Annotated in this window: 14 protein-coding genes and 1 pseudogene; 7 read left to right on the forward strand and 8 right to left on the reverse strand. The window is 67.9% G+C overall.

Features of this window, described 5'->3' with window-relative positions; genetic code table 11:
• Window positions 1-57: 57 nt before the first annotated feature.
• Complete coding sequence (locus OG734_RS00845; protein WP_330285519.1) at window positions 58-321, reverse strand: hypothetical protein; 264 nt, start codon at window positions 319-321, stop codon at window positions 58-60.
• A 112-nt stretch (window positions 322-433) separates the two neighbouring features.
• Here OG734_RS00845 and OG734_RS00850 point away from each other — a divergent pair, with 112 nt between their 5' ends.
• From OG734_RS00850 to OG734_RS00865, 4 genes are all read left to right on the forward strand, one after another.
• Window positions 434-1,933 carry an MFS transporter gene (locus OG734_RS00850; RefSeq protein ID WP_330293523.1) on the forward strand — a complete coding sequence of 500 codons (1,500 nt, stop codon included), beginning with the start codon at window positions 434-436 and terminating at the stop codon, window positions 1,931-1,933.
• 712 nt (window positions 1,934-2,645) lie between these two features.
• Window positions 2,646-3,215 carry a TetR/AcrR family transcriptional regulator gene (locus OG734_RS00855; RefSeq protein ID WP_330285520.1) on the forward strand — a complete coding sequence of 190 codons (570 nt, stop codon included), beginning with the start codon at window positions 2,646-2,648 and terminating at the stop codon, window positions 3,213-3,215.
• Between the two features lie 530 nt (window positions 3,216-3,745).
• Window positions 3,746-4,621, forward strand: coding sequence for an alpha/beta fold hydrolase (locus OG734_RS00860; protein ID WP_330285521.1), 876 nt, complete (start codon window positions 3,746-3,748; stop codon window positions 4,619-4,621).
• A 189-nt stretch (window positions 4,622-4,810) separates the two neighbouring features.
• On the forward strand, window positions 4,811-5,341 hold the full coding sequence (locus OG734_RS00865; RefSeq protein ID WP_330285522.1) for a hypothetical protein: 531 nt from the start codon (window positions 4,811-4,813) through the stop codon (window positions 5,339-5,341).
• Here the strand turns inward: OG734_RS00865 and OG734_RS47825 are convergent.
• Window positions 5,330-5,983, reverse strand: coding sequence for a hypothetical protein (locus OG734_RS47825; protein ID WP_443065055.1), 654 nt, complete (start codon window positions 5,981-5,983; stop codon window positions 5,330-5,332). The genes OG734_RS00865 and OG734_RS47825 overlap by 12 nt on opposite strands.
• Between OG734_RS47825 and OG734_RS00870 the strand changes: the two genes are divergently transcribed.
• The gene (locus OG734_RS00870; protein WP_330285523.1) at window positions 5,895-6,107 is read left to right on the forward strand and encodes a hypothetical protein; all 213 of its coding nucleotides are present in this window, start codon (window positions 5,895-5,897) and stop codon (window positions 6,105-6,107) included. The genes OG734_RS47825 and OG734_RS00870 overlap by 89 nt on opposite strands.
• 350 nt (window positions 6,108-6,457) lie before the next feature.
• Here the strand turns inward: OG734_RS00870 and OG734_RS00875 are convergent.
• Window positions 6,458-6,631 (reverse strand): annotated as a pseudogene (locus tag OG734_RS00875) (transposase); the annotation flags it as partial.
• A gap of 268 nt (window positions 6,632-6,899) precedes the next feature.
• Between OG734_RS00875 and OG734_RS00880 the strand changes: the two are divergent.
• Complete coding sequence (locus OG734_RS00880) at window positions 6,900-8,240, forward strand: ABC transporter substrate-binding protein (protein WP_330285524.1); 1,341 nt, start codon at window positions 6,900-6,902, stop codon at window positions 8,238-8,240.
• 7 nt (window positions 8,241-8,247) lie between these two features.
• Here the strand turns inward: OG734_RS00880 and OG734_RS00885 are convergent, their stop codons facing one another.
• Complete coding sequence (locus OG734_RS00885) at window positions 8,248-8,436, reverse strand: hypothetical protein (protein ID WP_443064811.1); 189 nt, start codon at window positions 8,434-8,436, stop codon at window positions 8,248-8,250.
• A 181-nt stretch (window positions 8,437-8,617) separates the two neighbouring features.
• Here OG734_RS00885 and OG734_RS00890 point away from each other — a divergent pair, with 181 nt between their 5' ends.
• Window positions 8,618-9,004 carry a transposase gene (locus OG734_RS00890; RefSeq protein ID WP_330285525.1) on the forward strand — a complete coding sequence of 129 codons (387 nt, stop codon included), beginning with the start codon at window positions 8,618-8,620 and terminating at the stop codon, window positions 9,002-9,004.
• A 148-nt stretch (window positions 9,005-9,152) separates the two neighbouring features.
• On the opposite strand, the gene OG734_RS00895 is transcribed toward OG734_RS00890, so the two are convergent.
• The 4 genes from OG734_RS00895 to OG734_RS00910 form a co-directional block, all read right to left on the reverse strand.
• Window positions 9,153-9,506: a Ku protein gene (locus OG734_RS00895; protein WP_330293524.1), complete on the reverse strand. Its 354-nt coding sequence runs from the start codon at window positions 9,504-9,506 to the stop codon at window positions 9,153-9,155.
• An 82-nt stretch (window positions 9,507-9,588) separates the two neighbouring features.
• Complete coding sequence (locus tag OG734_RS00900) at window positions 9,589-9,990, reverse strand: hypothetical protein (protein ID WP_330285526.1); 402 nt, start codon at window positions 9,988-9,990, stop codon at window positions 9,589-9,591.
• Between the two features lie 1,104 nt (window positions 9,991-11,094).
• Window positions 11,095-11,556, reverse strand: coding sequence for a hypothetical protein (locus OG734_RS00905; protein WP_330285527.1), 462 nt, complete (start codon window positions 11,554-11,556; stop codon window positions 11,095-11,097).
• Window positions 11,557-11,681: 125 nt separating this feature from the next.
• Complete coding sequence (locus OG734_RS00910) at window positions 11,682-12,020, reverse strand: MerR family transcriptional regulator (protein ID WP_330285528.1); 339 nt, start codon at window positions 12,018-12,020, stop codon at window positions 11,682-11,684.
• Window positions 12,021-12,520 lie beyond the last annotated feature (500 nt).

Below are 12,520 nucleotides of genomic sequence, written 5' to 3' on the forward strand. Positions count from 1 at the left end.
GGACTTCACCGCGTCGCTGTCGAAGGCGCGATCCATGGTGTCGAAGACCTGGCGGCCCTAACAACTGCTCGACAGTTGCTGCACGTTGATGGAGCCGAACTCGATCCGCATGAACGGCGCGCCGAGCGCCAGCAGCAGGCCCACCGTGCCCACCACCACAACGGCCCGACGCCGCAGCAAGCCGCGCCCGAGCCGGCACCAGGCACCCTTGCTCGCCATCGTCGACCGCACGGCCTTCTTGCAGCGGCGCAGCTGGAAGGCATTGGCCTTCGGGCAGAGAACGGCGGCCTGCGCGGGCGTGCGCGTTTTCGGATCGCTCACAGGTCAGCGGCTCCCCGCTCACTTGCGCCATGGAAACCGATCTGTTTTCCTGAGTGGAAACAGATCGGTTTCCGGTCGGTGTTCAGCCTATGACCAGCAACAAAGGGAAGACATGACTACCACCTTCGACCATGAGGCACCCGCCTCCGGGAAAACAGACTCGGGCCGCCGCGGCTCACATGCCGCGCGCTGGTGGGTGCTCGTCGTGCTGGGCATGGCGCAGCTCATGGTCACGCTCGATGCGACCGTCGTGAACATCGCGCTGCCCGAAGCGCAACACGACCTCGGTTTCAGCGACGGCAGCCGGCAGTGGGTCATCACGGGGTACGCCCTGGCGTTCGGCAGCCTGCTGCTCCTCGGGGGCCGACTCGGCGACCTGTTCGGCCGACGCACGACCTTCGTGGCTGGCCTGATCGGTTTCGCGGCCGCATCCGTCGTCGGCGGCGCGGCCACCAGCTTCGAAATACTCGTCGCGGCACGCGTGGCCCAGGGCCTCTTCGCCGCGCTGCTCGCACCCGCGGCTCTCTCACTGCTCAGCGTGACCTTCACCCAGCCGACCGAAAGGCCGAAAGCCTTCGGCATCTTCAGTGCGTTGTCCGGTGCGGGCGCAGCGGTCGGACTCCTGCTCGGCGGCATGCTGACCGAATGGGCGTCGTGGCGCTGGGTGATGTACGTGAACGTCATCTTCGCGGCCGTCGCGCTGGCCGGTGCGCTGCTGTTGCTGGCCAAGCCCGTGGTCACCGAGCGACCCAAAATCGACATTCCGGGCGCCGTCACAGTGAGCGCCGCACTGTTCGGCATCGTCTACGGGTTCGCGCACGTCGAATCCACCAGTTGGACCGACCCGGTCGCCCTCGGCTCCGTGACCAGCGGCGTGGTGCTGCTCGCGGTCTTCGCATGGCTGGAGCTCAGGGTCGCGCATCCGCTGCTGCCGCTGCGCGTCGTGCTGGACCGGACCCGAGGCGGTTCGTTCCTGGCCGTGTTCGTCCTGGGCATGGGAATGTTCTCGATCTTCCTGTTCCTGACCTACTACCTGGAGGCCAGCATCGGCTACTCGCCGATCGAGGCCGGTCTGTCCTTCCTGCCGATGGTCGGCGGCATCGTCGCCTCGTCGACCACGGTGCCTTCACTGCTGCTGCCCAAGGTCGGCCCGAAGGCTGTGGTCAGCGTCAGCTTCCTGGTCTCCGCATCCGGCATGGCCCTGCTGACCCAGCTCACGCTGGACAGTGGCTACGTCGCCAACATCATGCCGGGCATGATCCTTTTGGGTCTCGGTATCGGTGGGGTGATGACCACCGCGTTCCAGGGTGCGACCGCAGGCGTGCACCACGAGGACGCGGGCGTCGCCTCGGCGCTGATCAACACCAGCCAGCAGGTGGGCGGCTCGATCAGCACGGCACTGCTGACCACCGTTGCCTCATCGGCCGCGACCGACTACCTGTCCTCGCACAAGCCCGGCGCGCTGACCGTGGCCCAGGCCGGGGTCGAGAGCTACACGGCCACACTGGCGTGGGGCGCCGGGATCTTCGCCGTCGGTGCCGTGCTCGCGGCGTTCCTGTTGCCGAATTCGGCCCTGGCGCCGTCGGATGGCGAGCCCGTGATCGCCCACTGAGCCTGAATCCACCGGGGATACACCCCTGCCACAATGAGTGGACTGCGGGAAATGCCCTGCTACCTGCGCTGTTTGGTGTCCTCAAGGCACAGATCAGCGCAGGAAGGCAGGGCAGTCTCCGAGATGGTGCCCACCGCTATGCGCCGATCTGTCTTCAGAGAACTGATCCTCGCAGGTAGCGGGCACCTTCCGTCAACACGGCGTCAGATCCACGATGGGCTGCATTTCCGGGGCCGATGGTCACACCACTCGGGCGGGCGCGGCCGGCCTCATGGGGATGTGCGCCTCCTGTCTGCCGCTGCTGTGGCTGTACCCGGTGTGCGCCATCGCGATCTCCGGGACCGGTGGGCTCAAGGTGCTGCCCGTTCCGCTACCGCTTCCTCGCAGAGTTCGAGCCACTGCGGCAGGACACCGGCGGTATCCGCTCGATCCTCTACAACGGCGCCCAGTGGGCGCGAGCCCGGCCAGGGGCTGGGTGTGGATGGCCGTCGGCCTCATCGCGGCCGCACTCTCCGGCTTCGGGGGTGACGGGCGGCCGCCAGGGGCTGCACCGCGCTCCCGCCCGGACGAAGCCCCGAGAAGGCCTCCGCCCCGGCCTGGCGGAACCGTACTCACATGCCCGACTGGCCCGTGGGCGGCGCGAAGAGCGCCCCGGCAAAGCGCCGTAAACCGATCGGTTTTCAATTTGTCCACATCGAGTTAACCTCGCGGTATGACCACCGAAGTGAAGCCAAGTACCAGAGAGCGGCTGCTGGAGGCAGCGGCCACGCTCACCTACCGAGACGGTGTCGGCATCGGCATCGACGCCGTGTGCAAGGCAGCCGGAGTGTCGAAGCGCTCCCTGTACCAGCTGTTCGAGAGCAAGGACGAACTGCTCGCGGCGAGTCTGGAGGAGCGCTCCTCCGCCTTCGTGGCGACCCTCCTGCCCGCGGCGGACGACGGTCGGTCACCTCGCGAGCGGATCCTGCACGTCTTCGACCAGTTGGAGGAACAGGCGGGTGCGCCCGAATTCCAAGGCTGCCGATACCTGGCTGCTCAGATCGAGCTCAAAGACCAGAGTCACCCCGCGAGCCGGGTGGCCCACCGGGTCAAGGCGAACTTGGCAGCCTTCTTCCGCGCCGAGGCCGAACAGGGCGGGGCGAGCGATCCCGACCTGCTGGCCCGGCAGCTCATCTTGGTCTTCGACGGCGCCAGCGCCCGCGCCGGGATCGGCGCCGACAAACTGACCGGGCTCGTCGCGCCCACGGTGGCCACCCTGCTCGGCGCGGCAGGCATGCGCTGACGCATCCCTTTTCGAGCAGGTGCCGTGACCGTGCGCTCCCCGGGTTGATGGCTTCATGTCCCTGACTCCCGGCAATCGGAGGGGAGCTTGATGGCCGTAAGGGTGTTGACGAGCATGCCGCGCGCCAGGAAGGCCGTCATCTCGTCGACACCAGCACCCAACGCCGGGTGCACGGTTCCCCAAAGCCTCATCCAGCCGGCCCGGACCACTTCGCCACATCGCCCTGGGCCTCGGCCGCTGCCGCGGCGGCGTAGCCCTGCACCTGCATCTGGAGCGTTCAGAGGTGCCGCAGCTTGAGTGCGAACTCGGCGACCGCTGCGCGGATGACGCTTTCGCGCCTCTCCTGTGCACTGACCCTGTTGCTGCGGATGACAACCTCAGCCTTGCGCGCGGAAACCGATCGGTTTACGATGATGGAAACCGGTCGGTTTCTCAACGAATCCAAGGGCTGGCCGAGGTCACGCCCCCTTCGGGCTGGCCGTATCCGAATCACCTGTCCGCAGCAGTTCGCACAAAGGGAAGCCAGCGAGATGCCCAGCCCAGAGCCACGTCCCACGATTCACATTCCGGGGACCACCAGCCACACCATCGCCCCCCACGGACGCCACAGCCGTGAGGGAACGCTGCGCTACCTCAAGGCGGGCACCGGTGCTCCCGTGGTCCTGCTGCACACCGTGCGCACGCAGGCCGAGCACTTCCGCTCCCTCATCCCGTTGATCTCGGACCAGTACACCGTGTATGCCCTGGACCTGCCGGGGATGGGCTACTCCGAGATCGTGCCCGGCGCCTCGTACGACGAGCCGGCGATGCGCGCGGGCGTCAAGCGGCTCCTCACCGAACTGGACCTCCACGACGTGACGTTGGTCGGGGAGTCCATGGGGGCGGTGCTCGCCCTGACCTCCGCGGCCGATCTTCCGGAGCGGGTACGGCGCGTCGTCGCGGTCAACACGTACGACTTCCCCGGCGGGATCGCGCGGTCGAGTCTCCTCGCCCGCGTGGTTGTCAGCGGTGTCCTCACGCCGGGAGTGGGCCCGGTGATCGCCGGGGTGGAGCCCAAGGCCGCCCTCAGCAAGATCCTTCAGGGCGGCCTCGGCGACAAGACCGCTTTGCGGGCAGACTACGTCGACGAGCTCCTCCAGGTAGGCAGCCGCCCCGGCTACCCGACCGTCGCCCGGGCCGTGTACCAGAGCCTGCCCAGCCTCATCGCGGCCCGCTCGCGCTACCCCGAGGTCAAGGCATCCGTCCACCTCGTCTACGGGGAGAAGGACTGGTCCCGGACGTCGGACCGGGAGGCCAACAAGGAGCTGCTGCCTGCCGCCGATTTCACGCAGGTGCCGGGAGCGGGCCACTTTATCGCGCTGGAACGGCCCGGCATCCTCGCCGATCTGTTGAACGCGGCGGCGTGACCGCCGCCCGACGTCCTGGCACGCAAAGGAACGGTGCATGACCGAAGCGCCGTCGAGATCATGTGGCAGAGGGTCGCATCGTCGGCGATAGTGGCTGATCAGGGCTTGGGCCTGATGCGCCTGGCGCCACCTGGGCATCGCCCTCGAGCGGGCCCGCAGCGTCATTCCTCGGCCGGACGGAAGGCAACGATGTTGTCTGGGACCTGCGAGCGGGGCGCCGACTGGCTTTGCTGGTCGGTGAGGACCGCAGCGGGCGAGGCTGAGCCGGGTGACCAGCTCCCGCAGTTCCTTGATCTCCCTTCGCTGGTTCGAGACGGTCTCCTTGAGCTTGACCACGGACTCGCGCAGTTGGCGCTCCGCCTCGGGGACCTGCTGCGCTTCGGTGCGTACCCGCTCATAGAATTCGTTCTTCAGATCCGCGTGCCGCTTCATCAGCGCCATGCGGTGGACGTCGGCCTCGACGGCGAGGGCCGCGATGGTGAGACTCCCGGTGGAGGCGGTGGCCTGCCCGGCCAGGAGGCGGTCCATGGCCTCGCGGATGCGCGTGCGCTCGTCGGTGGGTTGCTCGGTCATCTCAAGACCTTGGCGGTCTCGGCGGTGGCGGCGTGGGTGACGGCGGCCTGGCGGAGCCGGGCTGCGTTGGCCCGCAGCCGGTTGCCGATGTGGCTGGGTGCGTGCGCGGCGAGCTGGTCTATCTCGTCGGCGCGATCACGCAGTTGACTGGCGTGAGTGTCGGTGCGGGCCGTGTTTGCGCAGCCTGCCCGGCAGTCGAGCACATTCGGCGAGGTCGCGTTCGGTGCCGGTTCGCACAATGCCGTCTCGCGCTTGAATGCGCAGATCAGGAGGGCGTCGGGGTTGTCGAACAGGACAATGCCGTCCCGGACTGAGGCAGATTGCCGAGCAGTTGCGGCAGGCTGAGCTCACTGAAGCGCTGGATGGACACCGAGCTGCCAGAGGGTGCCAGCACCACTCTTGAGCATGTAGTGAACCGGGCCATGCCGAGCTCACCCTGCGGGTCCTGGGGGATGGCCTGTTCCGGAAGGCCCGCGACCGCATGGCCGCCGGGGAGAAGATCTCCGGACCGGCGGCCCGTCGCGCTGTCACGGCATCCCGGTTCGCACCGCCCGCAACGGCGCGTTGGCCGCTCTCGCTGCTGATCTCCCCAGCCCGATCCTCGCGGACGTGACCGGGATGCACCGTCACACCGCACTCCGCTCGGTCGCCTACGCCAGACGCGACTGGGCCGAGTACGTAGAGCGCGGGCAGGGCATGGATGCGGGCGGCGGTGATGTCCGGGGTGGAGCCCGGTTCGACGTCGGAGACCCAAAGCGGCGTGCCATCGGGGGCCGACAGGAACTGGATGTTGCCGCCGAACGCCTTGTGCTTCTGGCTGAAGCACAGGTCGTTTGCCTCGGCGCTGACACTGGCTCAGGACTTCGTGCAGGTCAGAGGCCTGGTCGGCGAGGACGTCGATGCCTTCGTGTAGGTAGCGGTAGCCGGTGGCCTGGGAGACACCGGCGTCGCGGGCCAAGCAGTGCACACAACCGCGGTCGCGGAACCAGCGCAGCACCAGCACGGCCTGCCGAAACGGTCCCAGCGCCCGGGAGCGTCTGGGAGTTCCAATCTGGCGCCGGTGGGTTTCCAGCAGGCGAGCGAGGAACTCCGCCACGTGGCGCGGGACGTCGAGCGTGGCGACATAGGTGATCAACGAGCAGCCTCCAGTAGTGCTTTGTCAGGTGGTGTCGTAGGGCTGCCAGGTGGGTTGTCGGCAGGTTGGGCAGGTGCCGGTCCAGGTGGCGATGAGGTGTTGGAGGAGGTCCAGGGCCTGGTAGAGGGTCAGGCCCTGGCAGGGGCTTTTGGGCAGGTCTGCTGTTCGGTGAGGAAGAGGTGGGCGGCGGTGACGAGGAGGACGTGGCGGTGCCAGCCGGTGAAGGTACGGCCCTCGAAGTGGTCCAGGCCCAGGCCCGTTTTCAGCTCGCGGTAGTCATGCTCGATCCGCCAGCGGGCTTTCGGTGTGTTTGGTCCCGGGTCAGGTGCCGCGCCAGTTGGGGGTGGCTTCGCCGATATGCCCCATCCCCTCCCTCACAGATCAATGGCCTCCTCCTGCCCCACACGTCCAAGTCGAACTCACGAGTTTTGTCAGACGCGTTGACGAATCGCCTATCTGCTTCTAGCTTCAACTCGCCACATTTCATATGTCATATATGAGACGCGGTATGCCGTATGCGACGGACATCCGCCCCGGGCAGGGGCTGTTCAGAGGAGAAGAGGACCCATCATGCGTTCCCGCACCCGCAAGGGCACCCGCCGATCCGCCCCGACAGCCATCACCCTGACCGCCCTCCTCGGTCTCACCGCCACCGCGTGCGGTGACAACGGCTCCGGCATCGCGGGTGGGGAGGGCGGCAAAGGGACGATCACCTTCTGGGACAACAACACGGCCGTCCGCCGCGACATCTGGCTGGAGATCATCAGGGACTTCGAGAACGAGTACCCCGACATCAAGGTCCAGTACGTCGGCGTTCCCGCCGAGAACGCCCAGTCGAAGTACGACACCGCCATCCAGGGCGGCGGCCTGCCGGACGTCGGCTGCGTGGGCGCCGCCATGCTCGCCGGGATCGCCGCGCAGGACGCCCTGGAGCCGCTGCAGGACCGGCTGGCCGAGAGCCCGCTGGAGGGCGAGCTCAGCGAGAGCATGCTCAAGTCGACGGCCTCGGCGGGCGGCACCTCTCAGCTGTTCATGGTCCCGACGTCCGCGAACAACGGTGTCATGTACTACCGCACCGACCTCTTCAAGGCCGCCGACCTGGACGCGCCGACCACCTGGAACAAGTTCTACGAGGCGGCGGACCGCCTCACCTCCCAGGACAAGAACCGGTTCGGCTACACCATTCGCGGCGGCGTGGGGTCCATCGCCCCGGCCCTGGACGCGATGTACGGGCAGAGCGGCATCGAGTCCTTCTGGAACGCCGACGAGACGAAGACCACGGTCAACGATCCCCGGAACGTCGCCGCTCTCGAGAAGTACATGGCCCTCTACAAGAAGGTGACGCCGGCCGCCGACCTCAACAACAACTTCACGCAGATGGTCGCCCAGTGGGACAGCGGCCAGATCGGCATGCTCAGCCACAACCTGGGCTCCTACCAGGACCATGTGAAGGCCCTCGGCACCGGAAAGTTCCGCGGCCTTCCGAACCCGAAGGCCGCGGGCGGCAAGCGCGTCCAGGTGTCCAACCCGATCGACGGACTGTCGATCTTCAAGACCAGCACCAAGAAGAAGGCCGCCTGGAAGTTCATCGAGTACGCCTCCTCCCACAAGGCGAGCTCCAAGTTCAACGAGTCCGCGGGCCTGATCCCGGCCAACAACGCGGCGGCCAAGGACGCCTGGATCGAGAAGTCCGAGCCGACACGCCTGGCCGCCGAGGCGCTCAACTCTCCCACCACCACGATCGTTCAACTGCCGTACTACCTGCCGGACTGGAACACGATCTCCAAGGCCGACAACGAACCCGCCTTCCAGAAGGTCATGCTCGGAAAGGCCAGCGCGAAGAACTTCCTGGACGACCTCGCCGACCAGCTCAACACCGCGCAGGCCGACTGGAAGCAGCGGAACGGCTGACGCGCGATCAGGAGCCGAGCGTGATGCCGGCGGCGACGGGCAGGTGGTCGCTGCCGGTGGCGGGCAGTGTTCGGACGTGGGGGAGCGTCGCCGAGCGGGCCATGACGTGGTCGATCCGGGACAGGGGAAGGCAGCGGGCCAGCTGAAGGAACGCGTCAAGCAGGCGCCCCCGCCGCCGGTCGACACCGTCACCCACGTACTCTCGGCGATCGCACTGCGCCAGCGCCCGCCGGTTCCGGGTCGGCACTCCACCGTCGGCACGCTGACCCAGACGTACAACCTGGTGCACCTGCTGTACACGCGCGTCGGCGAACACCGCTGCCCCAACGGCCGCCGCTCCACGCCGACCCTGGCGGAGGTCGGCACCGGCACGACGGATGAGAACGGCTGGCAGACCTGCCCCGTCGGCCAGGCGTACTTCCAGATGCCGGTGGCCGAGTCGTTCTCCTTCAGCTCTCCCCTCGGTGCCTGCCCCACCCGCAAGGGCTTGCGCACGGTCGATGAGATCGACGAACGCATCCTTGTCCCCGACGTACTGGATCTCGAACCTGCCGACCGACATCCCCGCGAAGGATCTGGTCCGCCTGGCGAAAGCCCGCTGGCGGATCGAGCATGACTACCGCGAGCTGAAAACGGGCCTGGGCCTGGACCACTTCGAGGGCCGTACCTTCACCGGCTGGCACCGCCACGTCCTCCTCGTCACCGCCGCCCACCTCTTCCTCACCGAACAGCAGACCTGCCCAAAAGCCCCTGCCAGGGCCTGACCCTCTACCAGGCCCTGGACCTCCTCCAACACCTCATCGCCACCTGGACCGGCACCTGCCCAACCTGCCGACAACCCACCTGGCAGCCCTACGACACCACCTAAACTTGGCACTCGCTCACACTCCACGCCTCCCCTGACGCTTGAACTCACTCGATCATCAGGGAAGTCGTCAGGGAGTACGGGCGCTCTGCGAGCGGTGCTGCGGGGGCGATGTAGTACGGCCGGTCGTAGCTGATCGGGATCACTCCCTTCGGGTCGATGAACCCCACCACTGTGATAGTGCGCTTGGTCGGCAGCGGCAGGCGGGCCAGGTCGTCCTCGGAGAGCGGCAGCATGCGGCCGTCCGGCAGGGCGACGCCCCGCCCGGCCTCGGAATAGCTGATCTCCCGGCCCTCGGCAGCACAGAAGCGGCGGTGCTGAACACGGCTGCCGTCAGCGGTGTGGATCTCATGGAGCCGCACGGTGTGCTCTTCGGTAGCCGCGTAGAGCTGGACCGGAATCGCGACCTTCTCTGAACTGGGGTCAGGGGCGCTGCGCTGGGCTCGGGTATGTGGGGCCGGGGCCCTCTCCGGCCGTCACACGTCAGGTGTAGTAGGTGTCGAACGATCCGATCCACCATGCGGCCAACGGCAGGACGCACACCTGCACGCCGGCCGTGGTCCAGCACCGGCACAGAACAGCGATACCGAAGGTCCACCGTGCTGTCGTGTGCAGTGCGCTCACCACTCCGGCCTGGTAGTTCTGCCCGGTGGGATCCATCATGCCGGGGTAGCCCATCCAGTCCTCGGTGAAGATGCCGTCCGACCCGAACACGATGGCTGCCGACACGAGCCACAGATCGGCCAAGACAGCGACCACGGCGAGTGCTACGTCGAGGCGCAGGTACGCGGGCGTCGGCACCAGCAGTCGTACCGCCGGGTGTCCGTGGTGTCGCACCCCGTCCTGCGACCAGATGCGTACCAGCGTAACGAGGGCATACACCATCGCAGCGATGGCCGCCGCCCACCCACCCATAAAGATCAGTCCGAAGAACAACATCGCGAGACCCACGCCGGGCCAGATGCCGCACTATGCCGGAACGGTTCCCTCCGCATCAAGGATGGGGGAGCCGACAGGAGCGTGGTCCACTCCGTCCCGCCGCCTGCCGGCATCGGCCAGGCCACCGGACGCGGCCGGTCGATGTCCGGGGCGATGGCCCGCAGGATTCCCCGGCGGCCCGTCGCGGTGTCTTCGACGTCCCGGCCCATCCAGGGGTGGTCGCGGTGCATCAGGCCCTGCGTTGCGCTCCTGTCGTGGCCGACGCGGGGGGCGGCAGCGGTCTCCTGGGTGTGCGGTCTTGGGGTCATCGTGGAGCGCCTCTTCATCGTCTGGGTGCCCGGTCCGCCCCTGTCGGGGGCGGAGAGACGGACCGGGCCGTCGACGGCCTTCCGGGAGCAGTCACCGAACGGCCGGTAATCACTCAACTCCCGTGCGCGATACCGGGTAAGGGAGGACAGTGGAGGCACGGTTGAACTGGTTGAACGCACCCGGGGGTCTTCGATGGCACGTCGACCGCGTACGCCGAACACACACCTTGCGGCCCTGATGCAGTCAGGAGGAATCGGAAACGCACGGCTCGCACGCCGGGTGAACGCCGCCGGCCGCGAACTCGGGCTCCGCCTGCACTACGACAAGACCAGCGTGTCCCACTGGCTCGCCGGATCCGTCCCCAAGCCGAGGCTCAGCCCGCCCTCACCGAGGCACTCTCACGGCTGCTCGGGCGGCCCGTAACGTGCGCGGAGTCCGGCTGGGAGACCGGCCAGAAGCCGACTGGAGAACACGACTTCGTGGCAGGAGTGATCGACCTGAGCCGGGCAGACATGGATCCCACACGCCGCGGAGTGCTCAAGACCGGCATGTACGCCGCAGCCCTGGCCGTGCCGCGGTTCGAGGACGTGGCCGGGCGGGTGGAGGCGGTGACGGCCGGGCGGACCGTGCACATCGGCCGGTCCGACGTCGAGACCGTCCGCACCATGACCGACAAGGTCGCCGACATCCTGGACCAGGTCGGGGCCGGCCACGCCCGCCCGATGGCCGCCGCCTTCCTGGTCAACACCGCCGGGCCCCTACCTGCGCGCCAGCGGAACCGACGGCGTCACCCCCGACATGCGCGCCGCCGTCGCGGACTTCGTGCACCTCACCGGCTGGATGGCCATGTACGAAGGCCAAGAGGGCCTGGGCCAGAAGTACTACCTGCGCGCCCTCGAACTCGCCGGCGCCGCCGAAGACCACGTCACCTACTGCCGCACCCTGCGCGGCATGAGCCTGCAGGCCACACATCTGGGCCACGGCAAGAAGGGCCTGGAACTCGCCGACGCCGCCGCCGAGGCCACGCCCTCCGCAGGCCCGCGACTGGTGGCATTCCCGCGCGGCCAGCAGGCCGCCGCCGCGATGACCAACTCCCGCACGACCGCCCTGGCCCGGCTCCGTGAGGCGGAGAACGCGCTGTCCCGCGCCGACGACCGGCGCGACGCCGTAGGCGGATACGACCAGGCCGCCTACTTCTTCCACGAGGCACACGTGCGCTGGCACCTGGGAGACAAGGACGGATCCATCGCCTCCCTGCGCCGCTCGAACACCGCACGCTCCCCGCTGGAGCGGCAAGGCTGCACTCCAGGTTCAACTGCTCGGCCGTATCAAGCGGCGGCCTTTGAGTTCGCCGATTTGGCGGCGCGGCGGTGTTCGGCGTTGATGCGCTGGGCTTCTTCGAGCTGGTCTTCGAGGACGATGATGCGGCAGGCGGCGTCGATGGGGGTGCCCCTGTCGACGAGTTCCCGGGCGCGGGCGGCGATGCGCAGCTGGTAGCGGGAGTAGCGGCGGTGGCCGCCCTCGGATCGGAGCGGGGTGATGAGGCGGGCTTCTCCGATGGCGCGCAGGAAGCCCTGGGTGGTGCCGAGCATGGCGGCGGCTCGGCCCATGGTGTACGCGGGGTAGTCGTCGTCATCGAGACGGCCGTAGGAGTCGTCTGCTGTCATCTGCACCTCTGTGTGGAATACGTGGAGGGGCCCTGGTGCCGTACCGGCACCAGGGCCCCGAAGGAACTGCTACACCATCTGCCGGCCCTGATGCTGCACCGGCCTTCTGTGTCCGCGGACCCGACCGTGAAGCTGTCGAGTGCGCGGGGATCGCTGCTGCTTGACCGAAGACCACCTCACTGTCGATGTCCCGCGGTACCCGGGCCCAGCACTTCCTCCCGGGCGATCCTGATGGCGCTCATTCCTCCGTTCTTCCCTCTGGGACAATCACTTGCCTACCGGTGGCCTGCGCCAGCGCCACTCTTCGGCAGCCAGCCCCGTCGCCCGTCCTGCGTCTGCTCTGGCTCAGAACCCCGCTGCCGAACCTCCCGGTGCGCGCGTCCGCAGCCGACGCCTTCACCGAGGTACTGCTCACCGACTTCGCTGCTGGGTACTGCGAACTACACCTACAGGCGGCCCCTGATCACTGCGGGCCACCCGGTCCGGCCGTCAGTCCCGTC

The sequence above is a fragment of the Streptomyces sp. NBC_00576 genome (assembly GCF_036345175.1).
GTDB lineage: Bacteria > Actinomycetota > Actinomycetes > Streptomycetales > Streptomycetaceae > Streptomyces.

Coding starts and splice junctions, on each gene's coding strand:
- OG734_RS00850 (WP_330293523.1), top strand. CDS start 434: ATGACTACCACCTTCGACCATGAGGCACCCGCCTCCGGGAAAACAGAC.
- OG734_RS00855 (WP_330285520.1), top strand. CDS start 2,646: ATGACCACCGAAGTGAAGCCAAGTACCAGAGAGCGGCTGCTGGAGGCA.
- OG734_RS00860 (WP_330285521.1), top strand. CDS start 3,746: ATGCCCAGCCCAGAGCCACGTCCCACGATTCACATTCCGGGGACCACC.
- OG734_RS00865 (WP_330285522.1), top strand. CDS start 4,811: ATGTTGTCTGGGACCTGCGAGCGGGGCGCCGACTGGCTTTGCTGGTCG.
- OG734_RS00870 (WP_330285523.1), top strand. CDS start 5,895: ATGCGGGCGGCGGTGATGTCCGGGGTGGAGCCCGGTTCGACGTCGGAG.
- OG734_RS00880 (WP_330285524.1), top strand. CDS start 6,900: ATGCGTTCCCGCACCCGCAAGGGCACCCGCCGATCCGCCCCGACAGCC.
- OG734_RS00890 (WP_330285525.1), top strand. CDS start 8,618: ATGAGAACGGCTGGCAGACCTGCCCCGTCGGCCAGGCGTACTTCCAGA.
- OG734_RS00900 (WP_330285526.1), bottom strand. CDS start 9,990: ATGGTGTATGCCCTCGTTACGCTGGTACGCATCTGGTCGCAGGACGGG.
- OG734_RS00910 (WP_330285528.1), bottom strand. CDS start 12,020: ATGACAGCAGACGACTCCTACGGCCGTCTCGATGACGACGACTACCCC.